Genomic DNA, 17,816 nt, shown 5'->3' with positions numbered 1-17,816 from the left:
GTTATAAACAACTGTCAAGTTAAATCTGTCTTAATCGGTCTCTCATCTTAAAGCCATCTTGTTATATTTAAAATAATAGCAAAAGAAATTTGAAGAATGATTGAATCTAAGAATCCATATACCGGGGAAGTGATAGAGAAGTTCAAAGAACTTACAAAACCGGAAATAGATGAAGCTCTTGAAAAAGCAGACAAGAGATTTAAAAAATGGCGTAAGACAAGCTTTAAAGATCGCGCAGATCTTATGCTTAAAGCTGCTGAGGAACTTAAAAAGAACAAAGAAGAATATGCCAGGGATATTAGTCTGGAAATGGGAAAACCAATTTCACAGGCTGTTTCAGAAATAGAAAAGTGTACATGGGTATGTGAATATTATGCAGAAAATGGCGAAAGACATTTATCTTCAAAGAATATTCATACAGACGCTGCGAAAAGCTATGTTTCATACGAACCGATAGGAGTAGTGCTGGCTGTAATGCCGTGGAATTATCCTTTCTGGCAGGTATTCAGATTTGCAGCACCAGCATTAATGGCCGGTAATATTGGTATTTTGAAACATGCGAGCAACGTAATGCGTTCTGCTAATAATATCCAGAAGGTTTTTGAACGAGCAGGCTTTCCAGATGCATGTTTTCAAAATTTAGTTCTTGGAAGTAGTAAAATTGAGGCGATAATCAAAGATCCGAGAGTTAAAGCAGTAACCCTAACCGGTAGTAAACCAGCTGGAGCTGCCGTGGCTTCAACTGCAGGAAGTGAGATCAAAAAATCTGTCCTTGAACTTGGTGGCAGTAATGCCCTCGTGGTTTTTAAGGACGCAGATCTAAAGGAAAGCGTTAAAACTTGTGTACAGGCAAGATTTCAGAACACGGGACAAAGCTGTATTGCCGGGAAAAGGCTTATTCTTCATGAAAGTATTGCCGATGAATTTATAGACGAATTCGTTAGGCAGGTAAGGGAATTGAAAAGCGGCGATCCATTAGATGAAAATACTTTTATAGGTACTCTCGCAAGAGAAGATCTAGCTGAAGACTTAGAGAAACAAATTCAGGATTCGGTAAAGGCAGGAGCGAAGATCATCCTGGGAGGTAAAAGAGATAAAGCATATTTGGAACCAACTGTACTTACCAATGTTACTCCAGAAATGAGTATGTTTCGTGAAGAAACTTTTGGACCTGCAATTGGTGTCACCACCTTTAAAAAAGACCAGGAAGCAATAGATCTGGTCAATCTTTCCGATTTTGGGTTAGGAGTATCCATATTCACCGAGGATATGGATTTTGCAGAGAAGATAGTTCCGGAATTTGAAGATGGCGCTGTCTTCGTTAATGAGCTGGTAAAAAGTGATCCAAGGTTACCTTTTGGTGGAACCAAGATATCAGGGTACGGGAGAGAATTATCAGCAGATGGTATACAGGAATTTGTAAATAAAAAAACCGTTTATTTTAAATGATCCTGCAGGGAGTTCAAGTAATAATAAGGTTTCCTAAAACAATTTAATATGGGACAAAAAATATCAGTTACAGTAGATAGCGTTGTTTTCTGTAAAGTAAATAACCAATTCAAAGTTTTATTAATTCAGCGAAAAAAAGAACCTTTTAAAGGTCAGTGGGCCCTGCCAGGCGGTTTTGTAGAAGAAGGGGAGGATTTGGAAACAGCTGCAAAAAGAGAACTTAAAGAGGAAACGGGTGTAAAGGTGGAGTCTATGCAGCAAGTACAGGCTTTTGGTAAACCGGGCAGAGACCCAAGAGGTCATACAATTTCTATAGGTTTTCTTAGCCGTATCTTTTGTGAAGAGGATCTTAGTCCATCAGATGATGCTGAGGATGCAGGTTGGTTTGAGATTGAAAAACTTCACAATATGGACCTGGCGTTCGATCATGATGAGATCATTAACGTAGCTCAACAATTTCTATAATCATATTTATTTCTTTTTAAATTTTTGGAATCTGAAAATTATTTAGGTCTCTTTCATTATTTGATAATTCTATGAGTCCTCTTTTATTTACTGCCTTTTTCTGTTTAATTTCGAAATAAAAACAATGAGATTTCATACAAGAAAATGGATTAAACCACAGGATCTAAACCCAAACGGAACTTTATTTGGAGGTAGATTACTGGAATGGATAGATGAAGAGTGCGCACTTTATAGCATAGTCCAACTGGAAAATCCTAAAACGGTTACTAAATATATGAGTGAGATAGACTTTAAAAGTTCAGCTCATCAAGGTGATATTGTTGAAATTGGAATTGAAGTTAAAAAGTTTGGAACTGCCTCACTGACGCTAAAATGTGAGGTGCGTAATAAAATGACCCGGGAGACAATCATCTCTATAGATAAGATCGTGATGGTAGCTTTAGACGAACATGGAAAACCTAAAGCGCATGGCAAGACCGAAATTGAATATGTAAAAGACAGGCTGAAGTAAGATCAGCCTTTTTCTCGAGTGCCATGATTTTGATCTAAACGAACGGGGAAATCTTTCTCTTTACCGTAAATTTTGATCTCCTGAATATCTGCAGGTAGGTAATATCCATTTTTCATCAGAGCTTCTTTAACAGTTCTAACCACATTACCTTTAGTTTTCATTGCCTGCATTCTAAAATCCTTGGTATCTACCCAAAAATAGACTTTCAGGATAATCGTGCTGGTCGCTAACTCATCTTCAACCACAAAATTCCTATGCTCCTGATCTTCAATGACCATAGGTTCTGATTTTAGAGCCTCAGAAATGGTTTCTTTGGCTCCGGCAATATCATCTTCGTAAGCTATACCAACATTAAAACTCCATCGAAAAAAACCATCCTCAGTATAATTCGTAACTGGTTTGGTTAAGACATCACTATTTGGGATATAAACATCTTTCCCGTCGAAGGTTTTCAATTTAGTGTATCTAAATTCCAGGGCTTTAACCTTTCCAAAATTTTCTCCTATCTCCACTGTATCATTCACGTCGAAAGGACGGTTGAATGCCAGGATGATACCGGAAATGAAATTCTCACCAATATCTTTAAAAGCAAATCCAAGAACTACAGCACTTGCACCGGCAGCAGTTAGTATTCCTGTTGCTATACCGCCAAGACCAGCTGCCTTAAGGGCGAGCATTATTGCGGTAATTATAGTTAAAAACCTAATTGCCTTACCCAGGAAGCGGCTCATTAGAGGGTCTGATGTTCTTGCCGATATTCTTCGGGTAAAGAATTTTCCTAACCAGATACCAATTAGAACTCCCAGTATTATAATTAGAAGCCCCAGCCCAATACCAGGTAATTGCTCAATGAAATTTCTATAGAATTTCTGAAAAGCCTCAGATAAGGTTTCAGCTTCTAGGGGAATGGAATACTGCATTCTATGGTTTTCCCTAAAATTATAAATAAGGAAACATAGATTGTCACAAGGAAATGTTAGTTTTTACTGGTTGCTAGAGCCATTCTGTCCCTTTTCGGCATTTTCTTTCTCTTCTTCAGCAATTTGTTCCCTTGCTTTCTTTATTTGTTCTTCAGTAGCTTTTGTTGGTTTCTGCTCCTCTGCAAGTTCAGGTTGCAGAAATAATTCGGCATAAAACGGGAAGTGGTCAGATTTAATATCACTGCCTGTATTTATATTCTTTACACGGAACTCTTCAGAAACAAATATGTGGTCTAAAGACCATCGCATGATGAAACTCGTCGCATCGAAAGTGTTATAAAAACTGCGTCCTTTTCTCACATCCAGTAATTCTCCAACAGATTGCATCATACTAACGGTATTTGACCAAGCCACATCGTTGAAATCCCCAATCACCACTACCGGGATTTTAGAATCCAGGGATTCCAGTGCAATTTTCATCATTTCAGCATCCCTGTCAGACGAAGATGGATTATGCTGTGGCATTGGTGGTGTAGGGTGAATAGCATGCAGTTGTATCTTGTCTCCAGACCTTAATACAATTTCTGTATGTATAGATGGAATACTATCGTCAACAATATATTTGATCTCTGGATCTATAAGTTCCAGCTTAGAGTAAAGGATCATACCGTAAGTGTTATCTAGCGGTGCCTCAACTTTATAAGGATAATCAGATCCCAAACCTGCTTTTATTGCCTGGTTCCATTTTGAATCTGTTTCAGTAAATATAGCAACATCGGGATTGAGCTTTTTCATTTCCTCCACAAGAAGGCCTGTCTCTTTATTTTTTTGAAGTACGTTCGAAGTTAAAAGCATAAAGCCTGTTTCCTTATTTACCGCTTCTGTAGGTTCTCCAACATCAAATGGTGAAAATGGGGTGTAGGGGTATATCTTCATAAACTGGAAGATAAAACAGGTGACAAGGACCGCCATAAATGTATAATCTCTCCATGATTTTATTTCAAACCTGAAAAAATACGCAGCAATAGCGGTTAATGTGAGAAGGGTTAACTGAATATGCGGATAATCAAACATCCTTATCCACCAGAAATCTGCGGCGATAAGCGGGATTAGTGTAATCATTACGGCTAGTATACCGAAGCCCTGAAGGAAAGGTTTTAATTTCATAATTAGTATTGGTTAAGCTTAATGCTTTTCTCCCAGAAAACTAAGAATATCGTCTCCAGACGGTGCTTCAAAGATTTTAAGATCAAAATACGGAATAGCCGCAATGAGATGGTCGAAAATATCGGCTGAAATATACTCATAATTTTCCCAGCGTTTGTCCCTGCTAAAACAAAGAATTTCTAAAGGTATCCCGTTCATCGTTGGTTCACGGTGACGAACAATAAGGTACATCTCTTTATGAATTGCAGAATGTTCTCGTAAATAAGAATCTGCATATTTCCTGAAAACCCCTAGATTTGTTTGATTTCTGCCGTTTATGAGCAAGCTTTTATCGATATTATTGCTTTCATTATACTTATCGATTTCAGCCTGGCGATTGTCCAGATAAGGAGCAATTAATTTAATTCTTTTTAATTTTTCTATATCCTCGGTACTAAGGAACTTAACCGAATTTTGTTTGATAAGGACAGATCGCTTAATTCTCCTACCCGGCGATTCCTGCATTCCTCTCCAGTTCTGAAAAGAATCTGATATAAGGCTATAAGTAGGTATCGTAGTATAGGTATTATCCCAGTTCTGGACTCTTACGGTGGCCAGGTTGATCTCTGTTACCGTACCATCTGCTCCATATTTTTCAAAACTTATCCAGTCACCGATCCTTACAATATCATTTACAGACACCTGAATAGAGGCCACCAGACCAAGAATAGTATCTTTAAAGATCAATAAAATAACGGCCGAAGCCGCACCTAAAGAAATGGCAAATCCAACTACAGATTTCCCTGTGATCTCAGAAAAAATGAACATCAGGCCAATGATCCAGATGAAGATCATGATGATCTGACTGAAACTTTCAAGGGGCTTATCATTGAATTCCGGCCTTGTTTTTAAGTAATTTCTTGTGGATCGAAGTATACTTCGGCAAATCCAGATAACCAGAATAATAACATAGATCTTAAAGCCAAAATAGAAGATCTTGAGTACTTCGGGAAATTCAGAAAAGATTAAGGGGAATAACTCATAAATAACGAAAAGTGGTAGAAAACGCCCAACATATCTTGGGAAATTACTTTTAATAAGAAAATCATCAAAAGTAGTCTTGGTCTTATTCGTGAAAAGTTTGAAGGTTTCAATGATAAAGTGTTTGATCAGGTAATTAATCCCCAGGATAATCAGGGTTAAAATGATAAGGTTGATCAAAAGATTTAAATACTGAGCAAAGGTGGCATTCATGCCGTGCTTCACAAAAAACTCTTCAAAAAAACAGATCAGGTCTATAAGTCCTTCTTCCATATTCATGAATTAAAGATATTTCTTTTCTACATAAAAAGGACCAAAAGGAAGAACAGAACAGCCCAGAATAATGCCTATTTGGGTCAGGCTCCAGTTCATTGGTTTAATAAGTAGAATACCGCCAAGCACATAGGCCATAAAAAGAATGCCATGCGCCATGCCTACCTGCTGTACCATCTGGGGCATTTCAAAAATATATTTTAAAGGCATTGCAATAAATAATAGCAATAAAAATGAGATTCCTTCCAGAATACTGATCCATTTAAAAAGCCTGACTTGTTTTTCCAGTGACATAAGAAATATTTAAAACTTAGGCAAAGATAAATGATTAGTTAGACATGGCATTGGGAAGATAAACCAACCTTTAGGAGGTTTTTAATATAATTCCCGATTCTCATGAGCTCATTTTTATTAATTTGCGAACGTAAAATTAAATTATGAGTTCTAAAAGAGTATTGGTTACCGGAGGTCTTGGTTTTATAGGCTCTCATACGGTAGTTGCCCTTCAAAAGGAAGGACATGAGGTAGTGATCATTGATAATCTTTCTAATTCTTCTATAGATGTACTTGGAGGAATAACCCAGATCACTGGAAAAACGCCAGAATTTGAAAATATAGATCTAAGAGATAAAACTGCGGTTAAGGATTTTTTCGAGCAATATCATGATATTGAAGATGTGATCCATTTTGCGGCTTCAAAGGCTGTTGGAGAAAGTGTAATGAATCCTTTATTATATTATGAGAATAACATCTCTACGCTGGTTTACCTATTACAGGAACTGAATAAAAAGCCAAGTTCCAGATTTATTTTTAGTTCTTCATGCACTGTTTATGGGCAGGCAGATGAGTTGCCCATTACAGAGAATGCACCGGTTAAAAAGGCAGAATCTCCTTATGGGAATACCAAGCAAATAGGCGAAGAGATCATTCAGGATACCTGTAAAACAAATGTAGATTTTAAAGCCATCGCGCTTAGGTATTTTAATCCTATAGGAGCGCATCCTACAGCTGAAATAGGTGAATTACCAATTGGTACTCCGCAGAACTTAATTCCATTTATTACCCAAACGGCTATAGGTAAAAGAGAGGAGCTTTCTGTTTTTGGGGATGATTATCCTACAGAAGATGGTACAGCGATTCGCGATTATATTCATGTAATGGATCTTGCCGAAGCACATGTAAAGGCTTTGAACAGGCTAATCGAAAATAACGAAAAGAGTAATTATGAGGTATTTAATTTAGGGACAGGCCAAGGTAATTCGGTCCTTGAGGTTATAAAATCCTTTGAAAAGGTCTCCCGTGAAAATTTACCTTACAAAATAGTTGGTAGGAGGGAAGGTGATGTTATCGCTGCCTATGCAGATACCACTAAAGCCAATGAAGATCTGGGCTGGAAAGCGAACAGGTCTCTAGACGATGCACTGGAAAGTGCCTGGAAATGGCAAAAAGTTGTTCAGGAAAGGGAAGAAAAAGAAGAAAACTAGTTATTTAAAGATAACTATCTACTATAAAAAAAGACCGGCAATTTGCCGGTCTTTTTTCTTTAAATATGAAAATTTTACCTGGTACCATTTACAAGAAAAGCGTGAATAACGCCCGGTATCCATCCAAGAGCGGTTAAAAGCAAACTTATTAGAAAAGTTACCCCTAGACCGTGCTTCATAAATACAGCTAATGGTGGTAGTAAAATGTTTAAAATGATCGTTAATAAAGACATATCCTGATTTTTTTATTGGTTAAATAGATCACTGCTATGAGCGATAAATAGCTCTTAACCAGTGTTTCGACCAAGGTAAAATTAAGTCAGGTTATATCCTGAGGCGTTAGGAAAAGTTTAGATTAATTATAAGGAAAGCGTTAAACCATTTCAAAAATGACCAGAGCGTATAGGTAGAATCTGGCGAACCTTAGTAGACCAAAAATTAGATAACTCGAAAAAGGAAATCTGATGATCCCGGCAGCGATACTCGTCATTGCAAAAGGTATGGGTAGCAGAGCACCAACTATAATTAAAAATCCTCCCCATTTACGTGTGTTCTTGATATGTTTAGCCATTTTGAGTTCCATAGCTTCATGCACAGCTGGAATTTTTGTGATCCCAACTCCAATAAAGTAAGAAACGATCCCTCCTAAATAAGATGCCGTGGCGAGCAGGGATAAGAATAAGAAAGGACTACCTGACTTACCGGCCCAAGCTATAAAAAGTTCTGGGGGTACAAGACCTAAAAGAGATTCAGATAAAAAGAAAATCGACAGAACTTCGAAAGGAGCATAAGTCTCAGTTATAGTCACAAGCATATCTTCAATATCCAGTAGATAGTGATCTATAGCCCATAAAGCACCAACAAAAAGTACAATTGGTAAAACTGCTTTTTTAAGACTATTCCAAACAAAGGAATAAAAACCAGTATAATTGTAATATTGATGCAATAAACGTATCCGCGACTTCTTCTTAGATTTCGCTTTTTCTTTCATTAATTTCCTTTCTAGTTATAGCAATTTTTAGAAATTCTTCAACTGAAGTAGTGGGATATGCAGAAATAAAATAATGGATATTAATAGTCCTCCCCGGCGTGCTCTTTTAAAGCATTTACATACTCGCGAAGTTCCAGTTCGTTCACCTTATTATCATGCTCTGCCATTAGAGAAAGCATATATTCTAAACTTTCCTGACCGGTTATTGGCTCGTTTTCTGCAATCTCGGTCTCTTCAGCTTCTTCTACATCTTCACCTGCTTCTATAGGTTCGTCATCTGGTATGGCAATTAAGAAATCTTCGTGTTCACCAATATGTTCGTAAGTTAACCTGGTAACCTTGGCAAGCAAAGGAATATTCTCTTCAACCACAAATTTCCTTAATTCCTTAAGGTCTTCAACAATTGTATTTGTGATAATTCCATTACGCATTAAATCGCGCTGAATTTTATTGAGTAATTTCTGAGCTTTGATATTTTCCAAGGTGTCTCTTTAAATTAAGTTAGTATTGACTTAGCGAAAATTCAATTCCAAACCGGTAGAATTTTTCCGATGACAAAGTTAGTTTTTTTACGTTTCTATAAAAGTCTTTTTAGAGGTTTTATCAAGTATTTAACCTTTAAAATTAACACAATCTTAGAGCTTTAAATTTTAGAGAGATACACGTCTTTAGTAGCTTTAAATCGCAAAATAAAATATTATGAGTAAAGAAAATAAAACAGCGCTGGTAACCGGCGGAAGTAAAGGTATAGGATATGGCGTAGCCAAAACTCTTTTACAAATGGGTTATAAGGTCGCTGTTACTAGCAGATCTCTATCTGCTGCTGAAAAGGCGGCCGAAAAATTAGCAGCTGAGGGAGAGATCATTGGCCTTGAAGCTGACGTTCGAGATTTTGAAAGTCAGAAAAAGGCTGTTCAGCAATTATTGGACAAATGGGGTCAACTGGATGTACTGGTAGCTAACGCGGGGATTGGTAATTTTGGTTCTGTAGAAGACCTTACCGTAGATGAATGGAAAGATACCATTGATACGAACCTTACTGGTGTTTTCTATAGCGTAAAAGCATGTGTTGATGCCCTTAAGAAATCTGAAGGTTATATTATAACTATTTCCAGTCTTGCAGGAACTAATTTCTTCGCAGGTGGTGCAGCTTATAACGCGAGTAAATTTGGTGTTACTGGATTCACGCAAGCGATAATGCTGGATCTAAGGGATAAAGGAGTAAAAGTAAGTACCATTATGCCTGGTTCTGTCGCAACATATTTCAATGATCATGAACCTTCTGAGGAAGATGCATGGAAAATTCAGATCGAAGATATTGGCGAATTGGTTGGAGACCTTTTAAAAATGAATCCCAGGACGCTTCCAAGTAAGATTGAAGTTCGACCTTCAAAACCTCCTAAAAAGTAAATTTTTCATTAAATCTGAAAAGGCTGGATTTTATAGATCTGGCCTTTTTTGTTTTAATCAAAGATTAAAAAATTAACAGCTCTTCCCGATAAGGGTTAAATTCATTACAAAGCCTGTAATAGCTCAGTTTTTTAGGGGTAATTGGAGTATTTTAGAGCTAAATCAAAAATAAAATTGTTATGAGTATCAAAGGAAAAACAGTAATAATTACAGGAGCTTCCAGCGGGATTGGTGAAGCAACTGCGATAAAACTCGCCAAAGAAGGAATGAACGTTGTGCTTACCGCCAGAAGTGAGGATAAGCTCAATAAACTTAAATCTAAGATCGAGGAAGAAAAATCTGGAAAAGCTATTGTTGTTCCTGCAGATGTCACCAAAAAAGATGACCTGAAAAAGGTGGTTGAAAAGACTAAAGAAGCTTTTGGTAGTATTGATGGACTAATAAATAATGCGGGACTTATGCCTTTGTCCTATGTTAAGAATTTACATACAGATGAATGGGATAAGATGGTAGATGTGAATATTAAAGGTGTTCTAAACGGTGTGGCTGCAGTCCTACCAACTATGCTTGAACAAAAGAGTGGTAATATTATCAATATTTCTTCCAGCGCCGGGAGAAAGATCTATCCTGGTGGAGCAGTTTACTGTGCTACCAAGTCTGCAGTAAGAATGTTTTCTGAAGGCTTAAGACAGGAACTGGCGCCAAATTATAACATTAATGTAACCTCTATAGAACCCGGTTTTGTAGATACAGCGCTTACTGAAACAATTACCGATGACGAAATTAAAGATGATCTTTTGTCTAATTTCAAGGAAATGACTCCTTTGGAATCTGAAGATATAGCAGAGGCAATTTTTTATTCACTGTCTCAGCCGAAAAGAGCAAACATCAATGATGTTTATATCATGCCAACAGAACAGGCACAATAAGCATCAATTTCTTATAATTCTGAAAGGTCCGGTTTACCGGGCCTTTTTTATTTTTTAGATCAAATGGTACTTCATTATATCAGAGTTGAGAAATAAATTTTGAATGAATAAACTTTACTAAAATTCCGATAATCGAACTAAAGCAAGCTTAATTTGCACTTAAAGCTTTATTTTCAAAACCTGAAAGCAAATTATTAGTGACCGGAAAATTTAAGAAATATCAGAATGATTTTATAAAGTTCCTGAGAAGCACCGACTTTTCAAAAGCTATTGTACTCACGATTGCTATTGTTGTTCCTATTGCAATATTTTCAAATCTTGGGAACCTGGAAATTGGGGTAAGTCTGGCTATGGGGTGTTTATTGTCTTCTCCCAGTGACGTGCCGGGAAGTTTTAAACATAAGGTATATGGGATACTGGCAGCTGCATTGCTGGGTGCTCTTTCCTTCTGTATCGCAGGATATTCTGCTAAATTTCTATGGGCAATTATCCCCATGCTTGCGGTAATGATGTTTTCCATTTCATACCTATCAGTCTATGGATTTAGAGCATCGCTTGTAACATTTTCAGGTTTACTTGCCGTGGTTCTAAGTTTCGCCAATATTTCCTCCGGAATAGAGATCTGGCAAAAATCACTTCTTGTTGGTGCTGGTGGAATCTGGTATCTTTTGGTAAGTATCTCGTGGTACTTGATAAAGCCGGAAAGAGCTACCGAGCAGTTGATCGCTGAAACGATGGAATTGACCGCAGACTATCTAAGGTTAAGAGTAGAATTATTCAAACCAGATTCCGACGAAAAGGAGATACAGAAAAAGCTTTTTCAGAGTCAGAGTGAATTGAATGAGCATCATGAAAGTCTTCGTGAAATACTTATAAGTTCCAGGCAATCTTCCGGTAGTTCAGGTTACGCCAGGAAGCGACTACTTATTTTTATAGACCTGGTGGATATGCTGGAATTGGCAATGGCTAATCCTATCGATTATAAGAACATGCAAAAGTCTTTTGAAAAGAATTCGCCGGAATTAAAAGTTTTTGCTGATTTCAGTTTAAAAATGGCTACCCAGTTAGAAGCTATTGCTCTTGCCATGCTTAAGAATTCCAAACTGCCAAAGAATAAAATTCCTGAAGCATTGGCTAATGTGGAAGATGTTCTGAATAATTTCAGAAGAAAAATAGACATTGGTCAGAACAGGGAAGAGATGCTCATGTTGCGTAATCTTTTTGATTACCAGTCTAAACAAGCTCAAAAAATAAATAATATAGACAGGATCCTAAGGAACCTGGAAGGAAAAAGAAAACTGTTCGTAAAAGAAAAGGAATTTTCAAAATTCCTAACACAACAGGAATACAGTTTTAAAACCTTAACGACCAATTTAAATTTTGATTCGGCGATCTTCAGACATTCTCTTAGGCTTGCCCTAGTGGTAATGGCTGGTTATTTAATAGGCACCTATTTTTCGGTGCAAAATTCTTATTGGATTCTTCTTACGGTTGTAGTGATCATGCGTCCAAATTACGGACTCACAAAACAACGAACCAGGAAACGTATCATGGGAACCTTAATTGGGGGCGCGATCGCAATTGCTATTGTATTTCTTACACAGAATACTACAGTTTATGCCATTCTGGGAATATTATCTCTAACCCTTGCTTTTTCCCTGATCCAGAGAAATTATACTACCGCCGCGATCTTTATAACCTTAAGTATAATTTTTATCTACGCTCTATTGCAACCAGAAGTGCTGAATGTAATTCAATTTAGGATCGTAGATACTTTAATAGGGGCAGGGCTGGCAGCTTTTGGAAACCTGTTATTATGGCCAAAGTGGGAGTCACAAAATTTAAACAATGTCATTGCTACCTCTATTAAAGCTAATCTCGAATATCTACAGGAAATAGATAAGTATTATCATGAGAAGAAGTCGCTACCAATTTCCTACAAATTATCCAGAAAAAAGGCTTTCCTGGACATGGGAGCTCTTAGTGGTGCATTTCAACGTATGACCCAGGAACCTAAATCCAGACAAAAACAGGTAGGACTTATTTATGAGATCGTTGGTTTAAACCACACCTTTTTATCCGCTGTGGCTTCCATGGGGACCTACATCAGGACGCATCCCACTACCAGTGCTTCAGAAGATTTTGAAACCTATACCAGGGCGATCACTGTAAATCTTAAGAATTGCGTGAACTTTCTCGAGGATAAGGAATTGATAAAAAAGGAAGAACTTGAAATCTCTAATGCTGGTAAATCACTTCAGCAAAAATTCGATAAACTTGCAGAGCAAAGAGATCTGGAGATAGAGGCTGGAAAGGAAATGATCGATGAAAAAATGCGGTTCAAATTACAGGAAGCTCATTTGGTGACAGGCCAATTAGAATGGTTGCTGGATATATCAGAAAAACTGCAGGTGAATATCGAAAAGCTAAAAAAGGAGTAAATGAGTAAACGCGCTTTTAAGAAATATATAAAATCTCTGGATAAAGAAGACCTTGAAGAACAGATCATGGATCTGTATACCAGATTTGAGGATGTAAAAGTGTTTTACAATTTTGTCTTCAATCCTAATGAAGAAAAGCTGGTTAGGGAAGCTAAGTTTAAGATCTCGAAGGAATATTTTCCGCCAAATAACCGAAGACCAAAAACCCGAAGATCTGTTGCACATAAGCTAATTAAACACTTTTTGAAACTGGAAATGGAGGCTCATGCCCTGGCAGATGTAATGTTCTATAATATCGAAGTTGCTCAAACCTACTCCAGAGATAAAGACAACGTTACAGAAGCTTTTCAAAAAAGCATGCTGAAATCTTATGACCAGGCGGTGAATTTTGTAATAGATAAAGGCATCTCCAGCGAATTCATGAAAAGGATTCATGAAATAGGAAACGAGGCTGAAAGACAGAAATGGGTGAATTCCTATCAATTTGAACAATTGAAAGACCGGTTTCTATAATACAAACCATGAAAATACTATTATCCCTATTAATGTTTTTTACTTCAATTGTCGGGTATTCTCAGCTTGGCTTTTGCAGTGGCAGTAAGGGGGATCCAATATTTCATGAAGATTTTGGGCAAGGCTCAGGTACCGGCGATCCACTAGCACCGGGCATTACCAATTATAATTTTGTACGGCAGGATCCGCAGGATGGGGAATATACTATTTCCAGTACTATTGGAAATTATATCACTTCCTGGCATTCCTATTTGCCAAATACCAACATTTCAGGAGGTAGGGCTCTAATAGTGAATGCCGATTTTAATCCAGGAAGGTTCTATAGAAAAGAGATCTCAGGGCTTTGTGAAAATACTACTTACGAATTTTCCGCATTCCTGATGAATATTTATAATCGTTCAAGCACTATTTGCCCTAATGGAGGTATTCCAAATAATGTACGTTTTGAAATTTGGGATGAAACCGATTCTTACATTATCAAATCTGGAGATACTCCCATGATCAATTCAACCTCCAATCCTGTGTGGGACCGGTTTGCCCTGACGTTCAAATCTCAATCCGGCCAGGGATCGGTCATTTTAAAGATGTTCAATAATGGTGAAGGTGGGTGTGGGAATGATCTTGCGATAGATGATATAATTTTCAGGTCTTGCGGCGATCTCACCACTATAACTACTGAAGAAAATGAAGACAGTCTTACAATTTGCCAGCAAATAACACCGGTCCAGTCAGATCTACAAGCTAATTCAGATGGTTCTGTATATGAAGATCCGTTTTTTCAATGGCAACAAAGCTTTGATGGAGATAATTGGACAAATATTCCGGGAGCAACTTCTGCTAGTTTTAAAACAAGCTTAATTGAAGAAACTCGATATTTCCGTGTTAAAGTAGCTGAAGATCAGAATAATTTGAATAACAATGTTTGTAGTTCAGCTTCGGAAGCATTTATTATAGAAGTGATTTCTACTCCTGACGCTCCACAAAGTAATGGTGATGTTCAGGTTTGCGAAAATGACGTGTTTCCATCAATAAGCGTCACCGTAGAAGAAGATGAAAGCGTGGATTGGTATGATGCCAACGGTAATCTGGTTGCGGAAAATTCTCCATCATATTTTCCAGAGGAACAGGGGATTTTTTACGCCGAAGCCAGGAAAGAAGGTTATGAATGTGGAGCAAGTGAAAGAACTGCCGTGAACTTTACGGTGAATCCAGTGCCCGATCTGGATAATGAAAATCTTGAAATCTGTCCTGAATCTAATTTAATTTTGGATACCGGGCTTAATGAATATGAATTCTCATGGTCAACCGGGGAGAATACGTCTTACATCGAGGTGAATTCCCCGGGTCAATATTCTGTAGAGGTTATAACCCCGGAAGGATGTATAACTACGAAGGAATTTTCAGTTACTCCTGTAAGTGATGCCCAAATTGAACAGGTGATTTCTGAAGGAGAAAATGTAAAAATAACGCCTGTCACTGAAGGGGAATTTCAATACTCCCTGGATGGTGTGAATTACCAGGATTTTCAAACTTTTAATTCTGTTGCCGGAGGTATTTATACGGCCTATATAAGGGATTTGGCGAGTTGTAATATAGATACCTTTGATTTTGCTCATATCGTAGTCCCTAAAATGATAAGCCCAAATGGGGATGGTTACAATGATAACTTTGAATTAAAGGGAGTTGAATTCTTTGGTAAATCTGAGATCCTGATCTTCGATAGATATGGTAAGATCCTGAAAGCAGGGAGTGGAGCAGGTTTTCAATGGAACGGCAAATTTAATGGTATAGATCTTCCAGCCGATGATTATTGGTGCCTGATCAAAATTTCTGGCTTTCCAGATCAAACCGTTCATTTTTCCTTAATCAGATAAATCAGTTTTCCAGGATCTCTATTGCCGGCTTATTCTCTTTATTCAAAAAGATGATGATATAAGATTTTTCAGGTTTAAATTCATATGATTTTTGAATAATTGGTTCAGGTGCTCCTTCCCAGTAAACCTCTATGGTTTTTTACCACTACTCACGTACTGGCTCAAAACTTGATTAGTATAAGCGAAGGCATTAGCCATGCCCATTGCCCTGCAGCTGAAATGACTACTCCCAAAGCTGTGTAAATTCCGCCACCTACCATTCCGCCGGCGGCGAGAGCCTAGACTGAAGGCCATCCGAAAGATCCGGAGGATTCTTCCTTAGACATAAAAAAATGATTTTTTTGGTTAGTGGTTTTAATTACGATGATTCAGCAGAAGTGCCTGAAAATGTAGCGTTAAGTTTTGTCTAAAATTGTTTAAGAATATTTAAAAGAATAAGTTCTGAAGTCAAACCAATCTACATTTTAAATCCTTTTAAGCTTTGGAATAATAGGCTTTTTGGGTTCGTTCTAATTGAGTAAATTTGAAAGTCAATAATTGATGCTATGGAATTGGAAAAAATAATTTCTCAAATTGAAGAACAGAAAAATCTTCCGAATCTTAATTTGAGTATTAAAAGTAAAACCGAAGCCTTTACCCATAAACTTTTTTACACTCTTTTCGATAAACAAACTCCGGTAAAAGACAATCTTATGGAATTGGGGATGGATTTTGAAGTTCTGGCGAAACTTGTCTGCTGGGAGCCGGGCTCTCCCTGTCAGGATATTTGGAAGGATTATCTTGAAATGTTACCCGGTATACTTGAAAAGCTTAACCTTGATGCGCAGGCAATAGCGAGAAATGATCCTGCGGCCAATTCTGTGGAGGAGGTTTATTTGTCTTATCCTGGATTTTATGCCATAGCAACTTACAGGTTAAGCCATGAACTGTATAAATTCGGTTTGCCGCTTGTACCCAGATTAATGACCGAATGTGCTCATAGTAGTACCGGTACCGATATAAATCCCGGAGCGAAGATTGGAAATTCGTTTTTTATAGATCATGCGACCGGAGTGGTTATAGGAGAAACCGCTGTAATTAAGGACAATGTGAAGTTATATCAGGGTGTAACTCTAGGCGCCCTTACGGTGAACAGGACTTTAAGAAATATTAAAAGACACCCTACGATAGAAAGCAATGTTACCATTTATGCAAATGCAACTATTTTAGGGGGAGAGACGGTAATAGGAGAAAATAGTGTTATTGGCGGGAACGTTTGGTTAACTAAATCGGTTCCAAAAAATTCCATGGTTTCTCATACGCCTCAAATAAGTATAAAAAACGCAGCAGATAAATGAATGATTCAATATTAGACCTGGTAGGAACCACACCGCTGGTAAAAGCAAAACGCGTCTTTAATAAACCGGGAGTAGAATTATACTTTAAACTCGAAGGACAAAATCCCGGAGGTAGTGTAAAAGACAGGGCGGCTTACAATATGATCAAAAGTGCCCTTGACAGGGGAGATATAGATAAGAAAACAAAACTTATTGAGGCTACCAGTGGAAATACGGGAATTGCGCTTGCTATGATCGCTGGAATCTTTGGATTGGATATCGAACTGGTAATGCCAGAAAATTCAACCATTGAAAGAGTTCAAACTATGAGAGCCTATGGAGCCAAAGTAATATTGACCAGTGCTGACGATGGTATCGAAGGTTCCAGGGATTTTGCTGAAGATAAGATGAAATCTGGCGACTATTTTATGCTGAATCAATTCGGGAATGATGATAACTGGAAAGCTCATTATAAAACCACTGGACCAGAGATATGGAGAGATACCGATCATAAAGTGACCCATTTTGTTTCTTCTATGGGAACCACCGGGACCATTATGGGAACCAGTACATTCCTGAAAGAGCAGAATAAAGATATCCAGATCGTAGGAGTACAACCAACCGATGATTCCCGTATTCCTGGCATCAGGAAATGGCCGGAAGCCTATTTACCAAAGATCTTTAATCCGGAAAAAGTAGATAGGGTGCTCGAGGTTAGTGAGGAGGAAGCAATCAAAATGAGCAGAAGACTAGCTGAAGAAGAAGGAATTTTTGCCGGTATGAGTAGTGGGGGAGCTGCCAGTGCCGCAATTCGATTATGCAATGAATTAGATAATGGCCTTGTGGTAAGCATCGTCTGTGATAGAGGTGACCGGTACTTATCATCAGATCTTTTTGAGCAATAAAAAAGAGGCTGTTTGAATTTTAGCGTTAACTCTGTGTGATTTTAGTGATCTGAGAGATCAACCATTTATTAACTATTAACTACTATTACATTTTAACATTCTGTCTTATGAGATTAGACAGCGCTAAATATCCATACAGCCTCCAAAA

General features: G+C 37.7%; 18 protein-coding genes. 11 read left to right on the top strand and 7 right to left on the bottom strand.

Annotated elements, in window-relative coordinates; translation table 11 throughout:
- Nucleotides 1–96: 96 nt before the first annotated feature.
- The 3 genes from G3I01_RS13840 to G3I01_RS13830 all read left to right on the top strand — a co-directional run bounded on the left by G3I01_RS13840 (nucleotide 97) and on the right by G3I01_RS13830 (nucleotide 2,425).
- A complete protein-coding gene (locus G3I01_RS13840) occupies nucleotides 97–1,449 on the top strand; it encodes an NAD-dependent succinate-semialdehyde dehydrogenase (protein ID WP_219548803.1) in 1,353 nt (450 codons plus the stop codon).
- A 48-nt stretch (nucleotides 1,450–1,497) separates the two neighbouring features.
- Nucleotides 1,498–1,914: an NUDIX hydrolase gene (locus G3I01_RS13835; protein WP_219548802.1), complete on the top strand. Its 417-nt coding sequence runs from the start codon at nucleotides 1,498–1,500 to the stop codon at nucleotides 1,912–1,914.
- A gap of 124 nt (nucleotides 1,915–2,038) precedes the next feature.
- Complete coding sequence (locus tag G3I01_RS13830) at nucleotides 2,039–2,425, top strand: hotdog domain-containing protein (RefSeq protein WP_219548800.1); 387 nt, start codon at nucleotides 2,039–2,041, stop codon at nucleotides 2,423–2,425.
- Between the two features lie 2 nt (nucleotides 2,426–2,427).
- On the opposite strand, the gene G3I01_RS13825 is transcribed toward G3I01_RS13830, so the two are convergent.
- The 4 genes from G3I01_RS13825 to G3I01_RS13810 form a co-directional block, all read right to left on the bottom strand.
- On the bottom strand, nucleotides 2,428–3,345 hold the full coding sequence (locus G3I01_RS13825) for a mechanosensitive ion channel family protein (protein ID WP_219548799.1): 918 nt from the start codon (nucleotides 3,343–3,345) through the stop codon (nucleotides 2,428–2,430).
- Between the two features lie 63 nt (nucleotides 3,346–3,408).
- The gene (locus tag G3I01_RS13820; protein ID WP_219548797.1) at nucleotides 3,409–4,512 is read right to left on the bottom strand and encodes an endonuclease/exonuclease/phosphatase family protein; all 1,104 of its coding nucleotides are present in this window, start codon (nucleotides 4,510–4,512) and stop codon (nucleotides 3,409–3,411) included.
- Between the two features lie 18 nt (nucleotides 4,513–4,530).
- The gene (locus G3I01_RS13815) at nucleotides 4,531–5,805 is read right to left on the bottom strand and encodes a mechanosensitive ion channel family protein (protein ID WP_257710620.1); all 1,275 of its coding nucleotides are present in this window, start codon (nucleotides 5,803–5,805) and stop codon (nucleotides 4,531–4,533) included.
- 9 nt (nucleotides 5,806–5,814) lie between these two features.
- Nucleotides 5,815–6,099: a DUF3817 domain-containing protein gene (locus tag G3I01_RS13810; RefSeq protein ID WP_219548794.1), complete on the bottom strand. Its 285-nt coding sequence runs from the start codon at nucleotides 6,097–6,099 to the stop codon at nucleotides 5,815–5,817.
- A 143-nt stretch (nucleotides 6,100–6,242) separates the two neighbouring features.
- Between G3I01_RS13810 and galE the strand changes: the two genes are divergently transcribed.
- Nucleotides 6,243–7,289: a UDP-glucose 4-epimerase GalE gene (gene galE, locus G3I01_RS13805; protein ID WP_219548793.1), complete on the top strand. Its 1,047-nt coding sequence runs from the start codon at nucleotides 6,243–6,245 to the stop codon at nucleotides 7,287–7,289.
- 74 nt (nucleotides 7,290–7,363) lie between these two features.
- Here galE and G3I01_RS13800 read toward each other — a convergent pair whose 3' ends face one another.
- The 3 genes from G3I01_RS13800 to G3I01_RS13790 all read right to left on the bottom strand — a co-directional run bounded on the left by G3I01_RS13800 (nucleotide 7,364) and on the right by G3I01_RS13790 (nucleotide 8,762).
- Entirely contained in the window at nucleotides 7,364–7,522 is a 159-nt protein-coding gene (locus G3I01_RS13800; protein ID WP_072552264.1) for a YqaE/Pmp3 family membrane protein, read from the bottom strand.
- 140 nt (nucleotides 7,523–7,662) lie between these two features.
- On the bottom strand, nucleotides 7,663–8,280 hold the full coding sequence (locus G3I01_RS13795; protein ID WP_219548792.1) for a short-chain dehydrogenase: 618 nt from the start codon (nucleotides 8,278–8,280) through the stop codon (nucleotides 7,663–7,665).
- Nucleotides 8,281–8,360: 80 nt separating this feature from the next.
- On the bottom strand, nucleotides 8,361–8,762 hold the full coding sequence (locus tag G3I01_RS13790) for a hypothetical protein (protein WP_219548791.1): 402 nt from the start codon (nucleotides 8,760–8,762) through the stop codon (nucleotides 8,361–8,363).
- Between the two features lie 217 nt (nucleotides 8,763–8,979).
- On the opposite strand from G3I01_RS13790, the gene G3I01_RS13785 reads away from it, so the two are divergent.
- The 7 genes from G3I01_RS13785 to cysM all read left to right on the top strand — a co-directional run bounded on the left by G3I01_RS13785 (nucleotide 8,980) and on the right by cysM (nucleotide 17,668).
- Nucleotides 8,980–9,690 (top strand): SDR family oxidoreductase, encoded by a 711-nt coding sequence (locus G3I01_RS13785; protein ID WP_219548790.1) that lies wholly within the window; start codon nucleotides 8,980–8,982, stop codon nucleotides 9,688–9,690.
- A 179-nt stretch (nucleotides 9,691–9,869) separates the two neighbouring features.
- A complete protein-coding gene (locus G3I01_RS13780) occupies nucleotides 9,870–10,619 on the top strand; it encodes an SDR family oxidoreductase (protein ID WP_219548788.1) in 750 nt (249 codons plus the stop codon).
- Nucleotides 10,620–10,816: 197 nt separating this feature from the next.
- The gene (locus G3I01_RS13775) at nucleotides 10,817–13,060 is read left to right on the top strand and encodes an FUSC family membrane protein (protein WP_257710616.1); all 2,244 of its coding nucleotides are present in this window, start codon (nucleotides 10,817–10,819) and stop codon (nucleotides 13,058–13,060) included.
- The gene (locus G3I01_RS13770) at nucleotides 13,061–13,573 is read left to right on the top strand and encodes a DUF6155 family protein (RefSeq protein ID WP_219548787.1); all 513 of its coding nucleotides are present in this window, start codon (nucleotides 13,061–13,063) and stop codon (nucleotides 13,571–13,573) included.
- An 8-nt stretch (nucleotides 13,574–13,581) separates the two neighbouring features.
- Complete coding sequence (locus G3I01_RS13765) at nucleotides 13,582–15,447, top strand: T9SS type B sorting domain-containing protein (RefSeq protein ID WP_219548786.1); 1,866 nt, start codon at nucleotides 13,582–13,584, stop codon at nucleotides 15,445–15,447.
- Between the two features lie 545 nt (nucleotides 15,448–15,992).
- Complete coding sequence (gene epsC, locus G3I01_RS13760) at nucleotides 15,993–16,784, top strand: serine O-acetyltransferase EpsC (RefSeq protein WP_219548785.1); 792 nt, start codon at nucleotides 15,993–15,995, stop codon at nucleotides 16,782–16,784.
- A complete protein-coding gene (gene cysM / locus G3I01_RS13755) occupies nucleotides 16,781–17,668 on the top strand; it encodes a cysteine synthase CysM (protein ID WP_219548784.1) in 888 nt (295 codons plus the stop codon). Before epsC ends, cysM begins: the two co-directional genes overlap by 4 nt.
- Nucleotides 17,669–17,816 lie beyond the last annotated feature (148 nt).

It is taken from the genome of Gramella sp. MT6, from assembly GCF_019357415.1.
In the GTDB taxonomy this organism is placed as follows: Bacteria; Bacteroidota; Bacteroidia; order Flavobacteriales; family Flavobacteriaceae; genus Christiangramia.
The sequence above is the reverse complement of the archived record's forward strand: the minus strand, read 5'-3'. Positions and strand labels throughout refer to the sequence as shown.